Raw genomic sequence first — 16,774 nt, 5'->3', positions numbered from 1 at the left:
CCTAACCCAGAACGGCCCCGTCTGGCCCGGCTACCAGGTTCAGGATCCGGTCGGAAAGACGCTGTGCTTCGGGTTTGGAATGCGTCACGAACAGGGTCGCCGGGCGATGCCGCGCGATGAGGTCCTCGGTCAGGGTCAGCATCGTCTCGGCCGTTTCGGAATCCAGTGATACAAAGGGCTCGTCCATAATCAGAAACTCGGGCTTCCCGGCAAAGGCGCGCGCCAGAGAAAGCCGGCGCTGCTGACCCAGTGACAACTGGCCGGGAAACAAATTTCCCTTTCCGTCCAAACCCACGTCAGTTAGCGCGGCGTCGGCCTCAGCCTGCGACAGGTCGCCATGAATCAGGGTCAGATTGTCGATAGCCGAACGCCATGGCAGCAAAGTGGGTTCCTGAAACACAATGGCCAGTCGATCCGGCCGCACGATCTGGCCTTCGAAATCCGGGTCAATGCCTGCCACCAATCGCAGCAGCGTCGTCTTTCCAATGCCCGATGGACCGGTCAGCGCGACCGTTTCCCCGGCGGCGATGTCAAATGCAATGGGGCCCAGGACGGCGTGGTGTTCAAAGCGCTTCTTCCGGATGTCAATTCGGATCATGCAGTTCTCCACCGTCGAGCGTTCCGCTCCAAGGGTTGAAGAACCAGCCATTCGACAACCAGCATGACGGCAATGAACGAAAACGCATAGACCAGCACCATTGCCACATCAAACAGCTGAAAATACAAGTGGATTTGAAACCCGACACCGGATGAGCGCCCAAGAAACTCGACCACGAGCACGATCTTCCAGATCAAAGAAAGCCCGGACCGTGCAGCAGCAGCGATAAACGGCGCAAGCTGCGGCAGGATCACATGGCGCTGTCGCCTTTGCCACGGCATCCGGTAGACCCGTGCCAACGCATCCAGATCCGGGCTCAGCGCCCTGCCGCCCTCTCGGAGGATCGTCGCGACATTGGGAATTTTGTTCAGCGTCACCGCGGTGATCGCCGCAGCCTCGGTCAGCCCGATCCAGAGATAGCACAGCACGATCAGAACCAACGCGGGCAGGTTCAGGAAGATAACCAGCCATGGATCAAGCCAGCGGTTCAGCGCATCCGATCGCCCCATGGCCAGTCCAATGATCGTTCCCAATGTCATCGCCAACACGAAGGCCCAGATCACACGTAACAGTGTCGCACCAAGGCTGCGCAGCAATTCGCCTGACGCAAGTTCTTGCTGAAACCGGGGAATCAGGTCCCAGGGTTGCGGCAGAATCTGAGGGTCTGCGGTCAGCGACGCCGCAACAATCCACAGCGCCACAAGGCCTGCGATGGACAAAAGCGGCGTGAGGCGCGCGTTTTGCATCTGATCCTATTCCACGTCAGCAAAAAGACCCTGTGGCACTGTCGTCGCAGCGCCCACCAGCTCAGCCCCGCCCAATTCGGCCATAAGTTCCAGCATCTTGTTGGCCGCGACCGCATCGACCGGGCGACGATCGGGAATACCGGCGATCCAATCGAGCCTGAGTTGTTCAAACTGCGCATCAGACTTGATGTTCATCCGCGGTCTGATCGCCTCCCATGCCTCGGGCGAATTGGCCAGCAGGTCCTTGGCGTCGCGGCTGGCGGCAAACAGGCTTTGCGCAAGGTCGGGGTGTTCGTTCAGAAAACTCTCTTTCAGGTAATAGCCCAGTAAGGGCGTATTTGTGTCGAGCCCCAAAGCCTGCCCAGCATCCTCAACCGAGATCAGCTCTTTCATGCCGGACGCTTTCATCTTGGCCAGAAAATGCCAGAAATTGATCGCGCCGGCATAGTCACCGTTCAAAGCAGATTTGAAGATCAGCGGGGGCGCACCAAACACCTGTTCGGTGTCGGCTTTCAGGTCCATACCATATTCCCGTGCTGCATAGGCGCGTAAAATCAGCCAGGATTTATCCAGCGGACCACCCGCGATGCCGATCTTGCCGCCCGCCAAATCCTTCAAACTGGTTGCCGGGCTGTCAGCGGGCACAACCACGCCGCCCACGGCTTTGGAATAAGGGATGAACACATAGTCCTTGCCGGCAGCCCTTTGACGAGCAACCCAAATCCAGTCGGCAACCGCCAAATCAGCCTCATCCCCCTCGACCGCGATACGCGTTGCGCCATTGTCGGCAAATGGTTGAACATCAAGGACAAAGCCATGTTTCCGATCCAAGCCGTTCCGGCGAATGGTCTCCAGTTCCCAATTCACCGTTCCGATCTTGAGTACGGCCGCGCGAATGGTCGGCAGGGTCTCGGCGGCCAAAGCCCCCGAACTGAGTGCAAGTGCAAGGCAGGCGGCAAGAAGTTTGGACATGACCCGATCCCTTTTATTCGCTATTCCGCCTTTCGGCTGACTTCATTCAAATCCTTGTCCAGCTTGATATCGAACTGGTTGCCGCCCTTGCAGATGACGTCATCCAGATCATAGCCATCGTCTTCAACCTCGATATCATCCGGGTCCATCTGGCACTCGACAGAGGCAAGATAGGCTTCGATCTTTTCCACCGTTTCCGCGTCAATGTCGTCGGCGAAAGCCGGGGCCGCGAGAAGCCCGACGGTTATCAAAATTCCCATATTTTTCATGTACCTATCCCTTCTCTATTGAATACTAACCGTGATGCGTTGCGTTTCGCCGGTGGACCCGGGGATGCGAATTTCATGACTGCCGGGTTTGATTGCGATGAACGACAATTCAGCCACGCCGGCCTTGTCAAACTCGATGCTGTCCACCGCCATCGGACGGATCTCGATCTTGTTGATCACGATCTCGTTCATCCAGATCGCGCGAAAGAACGATGGCCCCTCGATGGCCAGTTCCGCTGACCCATCAGCGGTGATCTCAAGCTTGTAATACGCGCCGGATTGCAGAACCACGTCTTCACCCAGCGGTTGCCCCGAAGCAAGCGCCAGCTTGATGGTTTCCCCACGGTTGCATTTCGCCAGAAGCCCGGCAAATCCCAGATCGTCACACAGCGGCGCCGCCGATACTGGCCCACCCAACGCCGCAACCATCGCTGCAATCACTAGTTTCTTCATTCCCGTCCCTCCCAGAACTTCAGTCAATGGTCACCACGCCCCAGGGCTGTTGACCGACCTGTACTGACTTGATGGCTTTCTCTGCGGCCACATCAATGATTGTGATGTCGTTTGAATTACCATTTGTGGTCAGCAGGTATTTTTCGTCCGGCGTGAAATCCAACTGCCAGACCCGCTGCCCCACCAGTATATAGTCCAGAACTTCAAGGCTTTGCGCGTCAACAACGGCGACCCGGTTTGCAGGCCCCAAAGCAACGAACAGGCGTTTGCCGTCCGAAGTCACCTTGGCACCAACGGGCTGCAACCATTCCGGCTGCACGCCCGCCACTTCAAAGCTGATTTTGCCGACAACCGTCGGCGTTCCGTCTTCTGCAATGTCCATGACAGTGACGGTTCCACCGATTTCCGATGTCACGAACAGGCGCTTTCCATCCGCTGTATACTGGGCATAGCGCGGGCGCTGGTCCACCAGGACATTATGCTTGATGGAATAGTCCTCGGTGGAAATGAAATGCGCCATGTTGGTGGTCTCGGACGTGTTGACCACGAATTTGGCGTCGGGACTCATTCCCATGCCCTCGGGCTCGACGCCGACCGGAATTTCGGCCAGAACGGTGCGGGTTTCGGTGTCTGTGACCGTCACCAGATTGTCGTCTTCATTGGCGATATAGAGCCGCTTGCCCGAGGGTTCGAGAATGAAAAGCTCGGGGTCCGGACCAGAGGGCAAACTGGGAAGTTCCTCATAGGTCTGTGTATCAAACACCCGGATGATATTGTCATCCGAGGCACAGACATACAGCGTGCCGCCATCCGGGCTGACGGTGATCCCACGCGGTCGATTGCCGCCTGGAAATTCGGTGATCACCTCCCAGGTTTCGGTATCAACCACGGTAATGGTGTTGCCCCGCTCGTTCGAGACAAAAGCCTTGCCCGCGAACACGGGACCGGCGGTCAGCGCAGCACAGGCAACGGTCAGCAATAGTCGTTTCATCAATACCTCCGGTTACTCAAATGCGCGACAGCTGGATTCCACCCGATCCAATCCCATCGTATCGAGCGGCGAGACCTGGTGCAGAAACCCCTCTTGCGGGCTGACGCTGACAGTGATCGACCCGTCATACAGAAGGATCGGCTGACGCAACTGCCCGTTCCAATCGCGGAATGTCACTTTCTGCCCTTTGAATGCGGCAAGTTCGAACTGGTCCGAAAGGGCATAATCGCGCACACCTTCCGGTTCGGCGGTGCTGGCGCGGGTCACGGCCTCGCCGATTACGCGCAGTGCAAGCCAGGCGTTGTAGTCCTCGGGGCGGACATAGCGGCCTGTCAGATCCTCGAAACGGGTCTGGAACTGGGTCGCGCCCCATGCCTCATGTGCGCCGTGAAACGTCGTCGGACGCAAGCCGCCTGAACCCATCACGGGGCGTGGGGTCCAAAGGTGATAGGACAGATACCGCGCAAAATAGTCGGTTTCGTCCGCGGCAATCACGACGTCATGGTCTCGCGCATCTTGCGTGTCCAATGGCAATTGGCGCTGAACAAGAACATGACCGGAATCCGTTCTACGAGATCCCCCGGTATCCGCAAAGGTCCGATCTTCGGCAATCTTCGCGCCGAACTTGTTCGCTGCACGGCGATACGCGTCGGCGAGCTTGACATCCTCGGGGTTGGATCCGGCCAACAGGAACCAGTCGCCCCATTTCTTCCAGACGGCAAACTGAGCAACGGCATCGGCGTTCATGGCGCGGGACGGGGCGATATGAAGCAGGTTGCCCCGGCAGTTTGCGTCGCGAAGATCGACATCAGGCGCGGACACGTTGAAAACAAGCGCCCCGGACTCTGCCGCCTTGTCCGTCAGGCGCAACATGTCCGGTGCCTTGGCCAAAAGGACGATCAGGCGCACGCCTCCGGCAAGGATCTGGTCCATTGCGGCGTCAGCCTCTTCCGGCGGAGCGGCCATCGTTATGGTCTCGTAGGTATGTCCCAGAAATCCGCCCGTGGTTCCGTTATCCTCATCCCCAAGCGCCGCACCGGCAAACCCCAGATCGTCCGGTTTCAAATCATATCGCGAGATCGGCAGAAGCGACGGATAGTCGATCCGCAGCACCGCAGCCTTTACATCGAGCGCCGCCGCGGTCATTGCGGATGCACACCAAAGAAGCGCCGCAAGCAGCGGCAGCAGGCGAATGCTCAAGATGTCCTCCCGTTGCCTGAAAGTCAGAGTTCAGGTTGAAACATTCGAGGCATAACGCCCCGAAAAACGGAACCGATACTTTTGGCCGTGTTGTAAAACAAAGCCTATCAGCTTCATCATTAAGCTCGATTCTTATTTTATAAGAATGCGCGTATATTGTTGATCTTGCTGCGGTTTCCCGCGACACCCGCCGATTTTTCAGGGGGTGTGACGGGTGACCGTCAACGTGCGCTCGCACGTCAGGTCTGACAAAAGAAACGCCGCAAGCGCGCGGCGTGTGCCAACGCTCTGCGCATTCAGGGAGGACATGGAATGAATCGACGATTTCTTCTTGCCGCAACCACCGCTCTGCTGGTGCCGGGTCCGGTTTGGGCCCACGGACCCACCCGGCAGAAAGTCACGCTGACTGCCGAGGTCGCAGCCTCACCAGAGGAAGTCTGGGCCGTTGTCGGAAACTTCGATGACATGTCGTGGCATCCTGCTGTGTTTGCGACCGAAGGAAACGGCGGCAACGCGATTGATGCGACCCGATTGCTGACACTTGGTCAGGAAGGCGGGCCGACGATCAATGAAATTCTGTACAAGTACAGCGCGGAGAAAATGAGCTACTCCTACCGGATCACCGAGGTCGCGGTAGAGGTGCTGCCTGTCACCAACTATTCGTCGCATCTGACGGTAAAACCGCGCGACGGAGGTGGTTCGATCATCGAATGGCGCGGTGCCTTCTATCGCGGGTATCCAAACAACGATCCTCCGGCCGAGTTGAATGACGAAGCCGCCATTGCCGCCGTGACCGGCGTCTATCAGGCGGGTCTCGACGCGTTGATCGAGCGGTTCGGTGCGGCAAGTTAGCCACCTGCTGATGTTGTTCTTGGCGCTCTCTGGCAGCCCGGCACTGGCACAGACAGCATTCATCACCTGTCAGAACGGTGAAGAACTGAGCCGGATAGATCTTGCACGGATGCAGGAAACGGCCCGCTGGCCCCTACCTGGCAAGCCTGCGGGTGTGGCGGTTGGTCTGGATGAAACGCTGTTCACCGTGTCCCCGGACAGCAAAATGGTAAGGCGTTTGTCTGCCGAGACCGGTGAAACGGTCGCGCAAGTCACGCTAGAAGGGGGGCCGATTGGTATCGCTCTGGATCAGGATCGCGGGCGGGTTTTTGTCTCGGATTGGTACAATGCCCGACTTTGGGTGCTGGACAGTGAAACTCTGAAAGTTCAATCCGAGTTGCCCACCGGAGCCGCCCCGGCGGGTATTGCGATATCAATAGACGGGCGCTTTCTGGCGTCGGCCGACAAGGACGCGGACCAGGTGTCGGTTTTCGATGCCGACACTCTTCAGCCTCTGCACCGCAGCCCGGTTGGATCACGCCCCTTCGGGCTGCGTTTTGCCCCCGATGGGCGTCTGTTCATCGGCAATGTCGGCAGCAATGATGTCAGCGTGGTCGATGCGGAAACCGGCGCCATCACCGCAACGGTCCCGGTCGGGGAACGCCCTTATGGCATCAGCTTCGCCCAAGGTCTGGCGTTCGTCACGAACCAATATGCCAATACGCTCAGCGTCATATCTCTGGAGACGCTCGAACATGAGGGCGTGATAGATGTTGGAGAATACCCCGAAGGCATTGATGCGACGGCGGGCGAAGATCTTCTGGTCATCGCAAACTGGTTCGACAACACCGTCAGCATCGTGGACCCACAGGCCCTGTCGGTGGTAGAAACACTAGAAACCTGTGATGGACCACGTGCCTTTGGCAGGTTCCTGCAAGGAGGACAACAATGAAAGCATCTCACCTGATTGCGGCCCTGTTCAGCATGTTGGCAGCCCCGGTTTGGGCATCCAACGAGGCATGGGAAAATGTCCGAGCGCTGCTTTATGGCGACAGACCGATGCAGAACGGAGATGCGTTGATCGCGATTGATGCACCTTACCGCACACCCGATGACGCGCGGGCTCAACTGGCGGCTCAGGTCCTAGCCCCTCGGGGGGCAAAAGTGGCCAAGGTGACATTGGTGCTGGATGAAAACCCGATGCCGGTTTCTGCCGTGTTCGAGCTGGACGAGCCACTGCCGAGTTTCTACTTCGACGTGACCATGCGCGTGAACGGCCCGACCCCGATGCATGTCATCGCCGAAACCACCGATGGACGCCTTTGGGTGTCAGAAACTTTCGTCAAAACCTCGGGCCTTGGTGCCTGCGCGGCGCCTCCCGGGACCGATCCGGAACTGGCCCTGGCAAACCTTGGCACGATGGAGGCCGAACTGGTCGGCCGAGTCCCTGCGCTGAACACGCGGACACGATTGTCAAACCTGGGTGCGGGCCGGGCCAATAAGATGGATCTGAACATTGATCATCCGTCGCATTCCGGAATGCAGATGGATCAGATTTCCCTGCTGTTCATCCCGATGCGATATGTAGAGACCGTGGATATCGATCTTGATGGCGCCGGGTATGTCCAGATGACGGGCTCGATTTCTCTGTCCGAAAATCCAAGGGTTGGCATTTCCGTTCCAAGCAGGGCGCAAGCGGTCGATGTGACCATGACGGATACGGACGGTACGGTCAGTCATTTACACAAAAAACTGGCGGGTTTTTAGATCACCCGCCTCCGGCAACGGGTTGGCCCGGTGCTGGCTTTACCCGTTCCAGTGGATAGCCCCACAAGGCCCAGCCGTCGGTGCCTTCCGGAAACCAGTAGACTTTGGTGTATCCCCATTCGATTGCGCGTCGGGCGGCGTTCCAGCTCATCCAGCAGTCTTCCAGGCAAAAGAACACGACACCGTGGTTGATATCGCCATTGGTGCTGGCCTCTAGACCGGTTCGAAAATAGTCTGCCGTAACATCGGCAATTGCGCCATAGCCGACATTTGGCAACCAGAGTGATCCCGGAATACTGTCACGCGGCTTGTCGCGCCAGATCGTGCCTTCAGGCAGATTGGCGGGTTTGGGCGGCTGCGGCAAAACGTCGATGAACGCGACGCTTTGTTCCTGCCACAGGCCGTATGCCTCTTCCGGGCCGATGACCGTCCCGCCGGTTATCTGATCCGGCACCGGCGCGCGGTAGTGATCCATGCGATAATCACTTGGTTCGGGTACTGTCTGCGCTGTTGCGGCGGTCGAAATCAACGCAATTGCCACCGCTGCCCGCATCATTGCGATAGGTCCAGAACCTCGGTCCCCAGATCATTCACAAGTGGAACACCGGCCTCGGCCAACACAGCATTGATCTCATCCTGATTGCGGCGGATCAGCGAGTTCAACTGCCGCTGCCAAACCTTCTCACCCTTACGCACGCCCATGGTGATGCGGTAAAACAGACGCGGCGGCAGCTCTTCCTTGACCAGCGGGATCACCTTGAAATCAGGATAGTCTGCCGTGACCAATGGTCCGCCCAGCGGGCCCCAAAGAATGGCCGCATCGATCTCACCCGATTGCAGATCATCCAGCATGTCGATGGCCGGGCTTTCCACACGTCGGTCAACGAACAGGTTATAAGGCTTGGCTTGCCCGATCAGCCCGTTCCGCGCCATATGAGCCGCAGGCGGTGTACCCGCCACGATCCCGATCCGTTTCCCCTTGAGCATCGGATCGTTCAACATGTCCACCCGGGCCAGATCACTGCCCATCGGCACGATCAGCGCGTAGGCGGACGTATAGTAGTGGTTGGTGTTCTGCACCAGCTCATGACCTTGCGCATAGCCGATCACCACATCGCATCGTTTGGCGGCCAGCGTGTTCCGTATGAAGCCCGTCGCCTGCGGAAACCAGACATATTGCACGGGCAGTTCCAGCTTTGCGGCAATCAATTCGGCCAGTTTGTTTTCAAATCCCGATCCGTCCTCGGATGACATGGGATTGTTGGCCGGATCCGCACAGACGCGAAAAGCCGTTCTTGAAACCAGGTCAGAAGTCTGCGCCGACACGGGCACTGCCTGACAAAGCCAGACGCAAAGTCCGAAAACCGGCAGGCAGGCCTTAGCCCATACACGCATCTTCATCCTCGCGGATAACGTCAGATTTCGCCTCTTTCTTGGGCGGGCGGCCACGCGGGATCGCACCCGACCCATGAGCCTTCAAGTATACATAGATGTCATCCAGAAAGCACATCACATTCGGGTTGTCGCCAAATCCCGGCATTACCGAGTTTTCAGCGGCGTTCACCACCTGGCGGCCATTGGTGACGACATCAACGAAGTCGTAATAATCCATTTCCAGCGCAGACTCTTTCAGAGCCGGCGCATAGGTCGAGCCCTCGCCATCCGGGCCGTGACAGACATGGCATTCCGCGTGATAGCGCCGGAAGCCCGAAAATGTCATCCAGTCTACGGTTCCATCCTCGGCCACGTTGAATGTCGGGATATCGTCTTCGGTGTAATACCGTCCATCTTCGGAATACGCGGCTGCCAGATTGTCGGCAATCGCGGCAACAGGAAGGCAAGATGCAAGAATTGATGCCAGAAGACGTACAGAATGGTTCATGGAACGCTCGTTTCTTTTCAAGTGAAAACCGGCGCAGTCCGATTGAACCGCGCCGGCCGGATCTTTGGCTTAGTTCGGCAATGCGAACACGGTCAGCTGACCGCCCAGCGCGGTATAGTCGCTGAGTGCGGCATAGCCACCCACGGCGCCCAGACCGTCATTCGGGTTGGTCAAACCAGCCGCCAGACCGATACCGGCCCAACCACCGACACCGGACAGAATGCCGATATACTGCTTGCCACCTTGCTCGTACGTCATCACGTTGCCGATGATGCCAGAGGGCGTTTTGAACTTGTACAGTTCTTCCCCTGTTTCAGCATGAACCGCCTTCAGATACCCTTCGAGCGTTCCATAGAAGACAACGTCACCCGCTGTCGCCAGCGCACCGGACCAGACCGAGAACTGCTCGGGCAGTGACCACTTGATGCTTCCATCAGTGTTGTCCCAGGCAATGAAGTTGCCCATGCCACCATGGCTGTCGGGTGCCGGATACATCGCCAGAGTTGCACCCACATAGGGCTGACCGGCGGTATAGGACACGCGGAACGGCTCATAATCCATGCAGACATGGTTGGTTGGCACATACATCAACTGAGTCTTCGGCGAATAGGCCGCAGGCTGTTGGTCCTTGGTGCCCAAAGCCGCCGGGCAGATACCGGTCGAGTTCACGTCCTCGCCGTTCTGTTCCGTCGAATACTGCGCAACCACGGCCGGGCGGCCATAGGTTTCGCTGTTGGGATCCATGTCGACGCCAGTTGTCCAGTTCACAACCGGGTCGAATTTTTCGGCCACCAGCAGCTCGCCCGTCACGCGGTCCATGGTGTAACCAAGACCGTTGCGGTCGAAATGGGTCAGCAGTTTGCGCTGCTCGCCATCAATTTCCTGTTCCGTAAGGATCATTTCATTGATGCCGTCATAGTCCCATTCATCATGCGGCGTCATCTGGTAGAACCATCTTGCCACGCCGGTGTCGATATCACGCGCCATGATGGTCATGGACCAGCGGTTGTCGCCCGGGCGCTGCGCCGGGTTCCAGGTCGACGGGTTCCCGGTGCCATAGTACATCAGGTTCTCGTCCAGATCCGCGGAATACCAGCCCCATGTGGTGCCGCCGCCGATCTTCCACTGATCGCCTTCCCAGGTGTTTGTACCCGAGTCCGCGCCAACCGGCTTACCCAGATGGGTGGTCTTTTCCGGATCAACAAGAATGTCCGAATCCGGCCCCATGGAATAGGCCCGCCAGACCAGCTCGCCCGAGTTCATGTCATAAGCCGTAACCGACCCGCGCACACCGAATTCGCCACCCGAGATACCGACAATGACCTTGTCCTTGATAGGCAACACCGTGGCTGTGTTGGTTTCGCCAATCGCCGGGTCACCATTCTGAACTTCCCAGACGACATCCCCGGACTTGGCATCAAGCGCCACAACCTTGGTGTCGGCCTGATGCAGGAAGATCTTGCCATCCGCATAAGCCACACCGCGGTTCACCGTGTCACAGCACATGACCGGAATCACGTCCGGGTCCTGCTTGGGCTCATATTTCCAGACGATTTTGCCTTCGTTTGCCAGATCCAGAGCATAGACAATGTTCGGGAACGGCGTGTGGACATACATCATGTCGCCAATCACCAGCGGCGAACCCTCGTGCCCGCGCAGAACACCGGTCGAGAAGGTCCACGCCACTTGCAGATCACCTACATTGTCTGCGTTGATCTGATCCAGTTCGGAATAGCGCTGATTTTTGTAGTCACCCGTCTGGATCGCCCATTGTTTCGCGTTCTCCATCTGGGCAACCAGGTCGTCATTTGCATAGGCCGCGGTGGCCAGTGCAATGGCAATCCCGGAGGTCCAAAGCGATAGATTTTTCATTCAATCTCCTCCCTTTCGTGCAGCGATCTCTCTCTCTGCATTGCAACACCTCACCCAGGTCGGATTACGGTGTCTGTTGATGCTCGCCCCGACCGACGGTTTTCCGGTCGCTTAGGTGGGAGAGCAATGCGATCTCCTACGACCCGTTGTCCTCAAAGGTCGCAAGATATGCGATGATGTTCGCTCGATCGTCCTCTTTTCTCAGCCCGGCGAAGGTCATCTTGATCCCCTTCGCATAGTCGCGCGGTTTCGTCAGAAACGCGTCCAGTTCTTCGGGTGTCCAGACCAGCCCTTCTTCGGACAGCGAAATCAACACCGGTGAATAGCCAAATCCTTCGACGCTTGCGGCCTGACGTCCAACAATACCGTTCAGCACCGGCCCCACCTTGTTTTCAGCCCCTTCGCCCACCGCATGGCAGGCCTTGCACTTGCGAAAGACTTTTTCGCCCGCTTCGGGATCGCCTTCGGCGCTTGCAAAGGCCGGGAAAAGCATGAGGCAGGTTGCTGCGAATACCGTTCTGATCACTATCAATCTTTCCTTGCTGTTTTCATTGGCTGAGACGTTCCGCGTGCCATTCGACATGGTCGCGGGCAAAACTGTTCACGAAGAAGTACGAGTGGTCATACCCTTCCTGGATTCTGATCTGTCCGGGCTGGCGGCGCTTGGCCATCATGTTGGCCAGTGCTTCGGGTTTGAGCAGATCAAGAAACTGATCATCCGCGCCCTGATCGATCAGCAGGTCACCTTTCCAGCCGTGTTCTTCCAGCAGCAGGGTGGCGTCATGTTCGACCCAGGTGTTTTCGTCGTCACCCAGATAGCTGCTAAGCTGTTTACGGCCCCAATCCGACCGCGTCGGGTGTGCAATCGGCGCAAATGCCGAAAGAGACCCGAATTTGTCGGCGTTGCGTATCGCGATCGTAATCGCACCATGTCCACCCATGGAATGGCCCGTGATCCCGTGACGATCCTGCACCGGGAAGTTCTTCAGAACAATTCCGCGCAGCTCGTCGACGATATAGTCATACATTCTGAAATGGGCCCGCCATGGGTCCCGTGTGGCGTTCACGTAGAATCCGGCCCCCTGCCCCAGATCATAGGCGTCATCGTCGGCAACATTCTCGCCACGCGGGGATGTATCGGGAAACACAACCGCGACACCGTAATCCGCCGCCGCCTCCTGAAATCCGCCCTTGGTCATCGCGTTTTCATGGGTGCAGGTCAGGCCGGACAAGTACCACAACACCGGCACCGGCCCGGATTTGGCCTGAGGCGGCAGGTAGATGGCAAAGGTCATCTCGCAATCACAGGTCTCGGACGGGTGGGAGTACACGGTCTGCTCCCCTCCGAAACTGCGATTTTGCGAGATGGTTTTCAGACCCATGTCAGTACTCCACGACCGCGCGGATCGATTTACCCTGGTGCATCAGGTCAAAGCCGTGGTTGATTTCATCAAGTGTCAGCTTGTGCGTGATCATGGGGTCGATCTCGATCTTCCCGGCCATGTACCAATCAACGATCTTGGGAACATCCGTCCGGCCCTTGGCACCGCCGAACGCGGTTCCGCGCCATGACCGGCCGGTGACCAGCTGGAACGGGCGCGTTGAAATCTCGGCACCAGCAGGTGCCACACCGATGATGATGCTTTCTCCCCAACCTTTGTGCGCGCATTCCAAAGCGGTTCGCATCACGCCGACATTGCCGGTCGCGTCAAAGGTATAATCCGCGCCACCGCCGGTCAGTTCGACCAGATGTGCCACGATATCGCCGCTGACTTTCGAGGGATTCACGAAATCGGTCATTCCGAAATGAGTCGCCATTTCGGCCTTGCCGTCATTCAGGTCGACACCAACGATCTGGTCACAGCCCGCCATGCGACAGCCTTGAATGACATTCAGGCCAATTCCGCCCAGACCAAAGACCACGCAGCGTGAACCAATTTCGACCTTGGCCGTGTTGATAACGGCCCCGATGCCGGTGGTGACGCCACAGCCGATGTAGCAAATCTTGTCAAACGGCGCGTCCTTGCGCACCTTGGCCAACGCAATCTCGGGCACAACGGTGTGATTGGCAAACGTCGAACAGCCCATGTAGTGATGGATGGGTGTCCCGTCCAGCATGCTGAACCGGGTCGTCCCATCCGGCAGCAAGCCCGCACCCTGCGTGGCACGTACTTTCTGACACAGGTTTGTCTTGGGATTCAGACAATATTCGCATTCACGGCATTCGGGGGTGTAAAGAGGGATCACGTGGTCTCCAACCTCAAGGCTGGTAACACCTTCCCCTACTTCCAGAACCACTCCGGCGCCTTCATGACCCAGAATTGCCGGAAAAATCCCTTCAGGGTCATCACCTGAACGAGTGAACTCATCCGTATGACAAAGACCGGTCGCCTTGACCTCGATCAGGACTTCACCTGCTTTCGGGCCATCCAGTTCAACCTCCATGATTTCCAAGGGTTGGCCTGCCGCCACAGCAACCGCCGCGCGTGTTCTCATCTCTGTCTTTCCTCCCATGGCACCGGAATCAACCGTAGTCCGGCAACTTGGGTCGAGTATGAGGGCGAGCGCCATGTTCAAACAATTAAGACAATGGTGTGTATTGGGTTGAATGGACTTCGCGCGCAGATTCCATGCATGATGTCCGCGTGGAGGAGAGCTGCGATGTCTAACGGCAAGCTAACACTTATGGCTCTGGCCTGGCTCAGCGCGGCTGGCCCGGGCCTGGCAGCGGATTTTTCCGACCCAACCTGGCCGTGCATCCAACGCAAGGTCGAGGACCTGTCGCTGGGCCTCATGTGGCCGTACCAGGTCCCTGACAGCGAAACCACCGAAGACAGTGCCGACATCGATGAAATTGCTGGCCTGTTGGCGCTGAGGCGGATCGACCTGGAAGACCTGCGGCCCCAGGTTGCAGAGTTTGCCGCGCGTCACAACGGCGATCCGGATATTCTGGGTCAGGTGTTCCAGCGCGTCTTTGACACCTTGTCCAAAAGACGCAAGCACATCATCGCGGGGATCGGAGAGTTTTCGCTGAAGCAGATCGATATGGCGGAAAAGATTGATCTGGCCCGGGTGGAAATGGAGCAGGCCCTGTCATCCGACCCGCCTGATTATGACCGCATCGACGCCCTTGAGGAGCAGCTGGATTGGGATCAGCTGATCTACTCTGACCGTCAACGCTCGATCACCTATCTGTGCGAAACACCGCAAATCATCGAGCGACGCCTGTTTGCGATTTCGCAAATGCTGCAACAGTTGACCTCAGATCAAGGTTAATGCAGCGGCCTCTTGGCAAGGAGGGAAACATGAAACACCTACTGATCGTCTTTCTGACGCTGTCGCCCCTCTCGGCCCTTGGCCAGTCCCCGCTCAGCGGCGTTGACATGACTCTGCCCAAGATGACCCAGGCGCAAATGACCCGCGCCGACGTTGTTGCCCGGCTTGCGGCTGCTACGGCCGACGCCCCCGCAGATTTCACCCGGGTCTGGCTGAACAATCTCGACTTGTCCGGGTTGGATTTCAGCAATGCGATCCTGCGAGCGACGTCATTGAACGGCGCCAATTTGTCGGGATCCACTCTGGACGGCGCGATTCTCAGCCAGTCCTGGATGATCGGTGCCAATCTTTCAGGTGCATCGCTTGTCGGGGCCGAGCTGTTCCAGACCCAGCTCAGCCAGGCGGATCTGAGCGATACGGATTTCACAAATGCCCGAACAGCCGCCGATTTTACCAAGGCCAACCTGAACCGGGCTGTATTCAAAGGGGCGGATTTTTCGGCCGACATGCGCAACCAATCCATGGGGCTTATGCGCGGCGTCCTGTCCTCGGCTCGTGGATCGGACGTGGACTTCACTGACGCGAAAATGTCCCGCGCCGATCTGGAATTCGCCAAATTGCCCAACGCAGATTTCACAAATGCCGATTTGTCGATGGCCACATTGGGCGGGGCCGACCTGACAGGGGCTACATTGTCCGGTGCCGATTTTACGAATGCCGATTTGACGGCAACGCGGCTGATTGACGTTCGGGGCGCAGATCAGGCCAATCTGGGCGCCGCGAAAAACCTGGATCGGGCTATTCGCTGACAGGGCTATTCCCATTCAAGTTCGGTGAATGCGACCGTCGCATTGCGCGGGTTGTAGGCGTCAAACAATTCCCAGTGCACCGCTTCTTCCTGAGCGATCGTTTCAACCGCATCGCCCAGTCGCTGACCACTGCCGATTGCTTCGCGCGTGTCTGTTTCCAGCACGTTCAAATAGCGCATCATATCCTCGGCACCTTCAGGCCACGCCAGGATCGGCCCACCATGGCCCGGTACGATTTGGGTGACGTCAAGCCCGGTCATCTGTTTCAGTACGCGTTGCCAGCCGATCAGTTGACCATCCAATGCCGGGGTATGCCGGTGAAACACCAGATCGCCGGTGAACATGACGCCGGTGTTTGCATCCATGACGGTCAAGTCATTCCCGGTATGTGCCCGGGGCCAGGCCCGCAGGATCAGTTTGCGCCCACCCAGGTCGATCTCGTCCGTGGTTTCAACAGCGATGTCGACGGAAATCGGCCCGACACCCACATAGGCACTGTCGCCGATCGCGGCGCTCAGGCTTTCGACATAGTTGCCCAACCGGTCCAGCAATGCTCTCTCCAGCCCCACATGGCCGACAACCTGTGCACCTGAAAGGGCCAAAGGCTCTGTTCCCAATGTGTGATCGGGATGCATGTGGGTCACAATTACGTGACTGACTGGCTTGTCCGTCTCGGCCCGAATGGCACGCCAGACGGCCTCTCCTATCCAGGGTGCCGTTCCCGTATCAATCACCGCGACACTGTCCTGGCCGATGACAAATCCGATATTGGACACATCGCCCAGATTGTCCGCGTCGGGTTCCGCTATCAAACCGCGATGCACGAACAGACCCGGCGCAGCTTCTTCAAATTCCAGTGCCTGACCAATGTGTTGGCAATAGGGCTCGCCGCTGCGCCAATCGGAAAGCAGCGGAGGAGTTGTTTTCAGCTTCTGCTCGCATTCAGCCTGTGATCGGGCCTCATAACCCGGCAAAAGCTGTTCTCTGCAAGGCTCTGTCGCAACCTGAGCGCATAGCAAAATCACGGCTTCAAACATAGCAGCCCTCCGACCGGAACATTGGCACAGATCTCTGCCAGAACCACCGCGCCTTTCGTCGGCATATATTT

20 protein-coding genes are annotated in these 16,774 nt (G+C 57.8%); 5 read left to right on the top strand and 15 right to left on the bottom strand.

Translation table 11 applies throughout. From position 1 onward, the window contains the following. Window position 1 precedes the first annotated feature (1 nt). The 7 genes from AC2FF8_RS08050 to AC2FF8_RS08020 are packed head-to-tail and all read right to left on the bottom strand — an operon-like array spanning window position 2 to window position 5,175. A complete protein-coding gene (locus tag AC2FF8_RS08050) occupies window positions 2-598 on the bottom strand; it encodes an ABC transporter ATP-binding protein (protein ID WP_496879393.1) in 597 nt (198 codons plus the stop codon). Beyond that, window positions 595-1,344: an ABC transporter permease gene (locus AC2FF8_RS08045; RefSeq protein ID WP_425079155.1), complete on the bottom strand. Its 750-nt coding sequence runs from the start codon at window positions 1,342-1,344 to the stop codon at window positions 595-597. The genes AC2FF8_RS08050 and AC2FF8_RS08045 overlap by 4 nt, the downstream gene beginning before the upstream one ends. Before the next feature lie 6 nt (window positions 1,345-1,350). Continuing rightward, on the bottom strand, window positions 1,351-2,316 hold the full coding sequence (locus tag AC2FF8_RS08040; RefSeq protein WP_496879392.1) for an ABC transporter substrate-binding protein: 966 nt from the start codon (window positions 2,314-2,316) through the stop codon (window positions 1,351-1,353). 20 nt (window positions 2,317-2,336) lie between these two features. Continuing rightward, a complete protein-coding gene (locus AC2FF8_RS08035; protein ID WP_257601187.1) occupies window positions 2,337-2,585 on the bottom strand; it encodes a PepSY domain-containing protein in 249 nt (82 codons plus the stop codon). A 15-nt stretch (window positions 2,586-2,600) separates the two neighbouring features. Next, window positions 2,601-3,038: a cupredoxin domain-containing protein gene (locus AC2FF8_RS08030; protein WP_496879391.1), complete on the bottom strand. Its 438-nt coding sequence runs from the start codon at window positions 3,036-3,038 to the stop codon at window positions 2,601-2,603. A 19-nt stretch (window positions 3,039-3,057) separates the two neighbouring features. Continuing rightward, complete coding sequence (locus AC2FF8_RS08025) at window positions 3,058-4,029, bottom strand: YVTN family beta-propeller repeat protein (protein ID WP_170346823.1); 972 nt, start codon at window positions 4,027-4,029, stop codon at window positions 3,058-3,060. A gap of 12 nt (window positions 4,030-4,041) precedes the next feature. After that, on the bottom strand, window positions 4,042-5,175 hold the full coding sequence (locus AC2FF8_RS08020; protein WP_496879468.1) for an ABC transporter substrate-binding protein: 1,134 nt from the start codon (window positions 5,173-5,175) through the stop codon (window positions 4,042-4,044). Window positions 5,176-5,541: 366 nt separating this feature from the next. Here AC2FF8_RS08020 and AC2FF8_RS08015 point away from each other — a divergent pair, with 366 nt between their 5' ends. The 3 genes from AC2FF8_RS08015 to AC2FF8_RS08005 are packed head-to-tail and all read left to right on the top strand — an operon-like array spanning window position 5,542 to window position 7,827. Next, complete coding sequence (locus AC2FF8_RS08015) at window positions 5,542-6,081, top strand: SRPBCC family protein (protein WP_171363241.1); 540 nt, start codon at window positions 5,542-5,544, stop codon at window positions 6,079-6,081. Continuing rightward, window positions 6,068-7,012 carry a YncE family protein gene (locus tag AC2FF8_RS08010; RefSeq protein ID WP_496879390.1) on the top strand — a complete coding sequence of 315 codons (945 nt, stop codon included), beginning with the start codon at window positions 6,068-6,070 and terminating at the stop codon, window positions 7,010-7,012. Before AC2FF8_RS08015 ends, AC2FF8_RS08010 begins: the two co-directional genes overlap by 14 nt. Next, window positions 7,009-7,827: a quinoprotein dehydrogenase-associated SoxYZ-like carrier gene (locus tag AC2FF8_RS08005; RefSeq protein WP_170346821.1), complete on the top strand. Its 819-nt coding sequence runs from the start codon at window positions 7,009-7,011 to the stop codon at window positions 7,825-7,827. The genes AC2FF8_RS08010 and AC2FF8_RS08005 overlap by 4 nt, the downstream gene beginning before the upstream one ends. 1 nt (window position 7,828) lies before the next feature. Here AC2FF8_RS08005 and AC2FF8_RS08000 read toward each other — a convergent pair whose 3' ends face one another. The 7 genes from AC2FF8_RS08000 to AC2FF8_RS07970 all read right to left on the bottom strand — a co-directional run bounded on the left by AC2FF8_RS08000 (window position 7,829) and on the right by AC2FF8_RS07970 (window position 14,077). Continuing rightward, the gene (locus AC2FF8_RS08000) at window positions 7,829-8,383 is read right to left on the bottom strand and encodes a PQQ-dependent catabolism-associated CXXCW motif protein (RefSeq protein WP_171170163.1); all 555 of its coding nucleotides are present in this window, start codon (window positions 8,381-8,383) and stop codon (window positions 7,829-7,831) included. Beyond that, a complete protein-coding gene (locus AC2FF8_RS07995) occupies window positions 8,380-9,222 on the bottom strand; it encodes a substrate-binding domain-containing protein (protein ID WP_496879389.1) in 843 nt (280 codons plus the stop codon). Before AC2FF8_RS07995 ends, AC2FF8_RS08000 begins: the two co-directional genes overlap by 4 nt. Further along, window positions 9,206-9,709 (bottom strand): c-type cytochrome, methanol metabolism-related, encoded by a 504-nt coding sequence (locus AC2FF8_RS07990; RefSeq protein WP_496879388.1) that lies wholly within the window; start codon window positions 9,707-9,709, stop codon window positions 9,206-9,208. Before AC2FF8_RS07990 ends, AC2FF8_RS07995 begins: the two co-directional genes overlap by 17 nt. Before the next feature lie 69 nt (window positions 9,710-9,778). Further along, window positions 9,779-11,581 carry a lanthanide-dependent methanol dehydrogenase XoxF5 gene (gene xoxF5 / locus AC2FF8_RS07985; RefSeq protein WP_170346817.1) on the bottom strand — a complete coding sequence of 601 codons (1,803 nt, stop codon included), beginning with the start codon at window positions 11,579-11,581 and terminating at the stop codon, window positions 9,779-9,781. Between the two features lie 136 nt (window positions 11,582-11,717). Continuing rightward, a complete protein-coding gene (locus AC2FF8_RS07980; protein WP_368040374.1) occupies window positions 11,718-12,107 on the bottom strand; it encodes a c-type cytochrome in 390 nt (129 codons plus the stop codon). Window positions 12,108-12,129: 22 nt separating this feature from the next. Beyond that, on the bottom strand, window positions 12,130-12,963 hold the full coding sequence (gene fghA / locus AC2FF8_RS07975; protein WP_217355958.1) for an S-formylglutathione hydrolase: 834 nt from the start codon (window positions 12,961-12,963) through the stop codon (window positions 12,130-12,132). Between the two features lies 1 nt (window position 12,964). Further along, window positions 12,965-14,077 (bottom strand): S-(hydroxymethyl)glutathione dehydrogenase/class III alcohol dehydrogenase, encoded by a 1,113-nt coding sequence (locus AC2FF8_RS07970; protein ID WP_117873003.1) that lies wholly within the window; start codon window positions 14,075-14,077, stop codon window positions 12,965-12,967. A 165-nt stretch (window positions 14,078-14,242) separates the two neighbouring features. On the opposite strand from AC2FF8_RS07970, the gene AC2FF8_RS07965 reads away from it, so the two are divergent. After that, entirely contained in the window at window positions 14,243-14,857 is a 615-nt protein-coding gene (locus tag AC2FF8_RS07965) for a hypothetical protein (RefSeq protein ID WP_496872598.1), read from the top strand. Window positions 14,858-14,886: 29 nt separating this feature from the next. Next, complete coding sequence (locus AC2FF8_RS07960; protein ID WP_170346815.1) at window positions 14,887-15,666, top strand: pentapeptide repeat-containing protein; 780 nt, start codon at window positions 14,887-14,889, stop codon at window positions 15,664-15,666. A 5-nt stretch (window positions 15,667-15,671) separates the two neighbouring features. On the opposite strand, the gene AC2FF8_RS07955 is transcribed toward AC2FF8_RS07960, so the two are convergent. Further along, on the bottom strand, window positions 15,672-16,703 hold the full coding sequence (locus AC2FF8_RS07955; protein WP_496879387.1) for a quinoprotein relay system zinc metallohydrolase 2: 1,032 nt from the start codon (window positions 16,701-16,703) through the stop codon (window positions 15,672-15,674). Window positions 16,704-16,774: the final 71 nt, after the last annotated feature.

Source organism: Ruegeria sp. YTSA144 (assembly GCF_059610125.1).
This window is presented reverse-complemented; position numbering and strand designations above follow the sequence as displayed.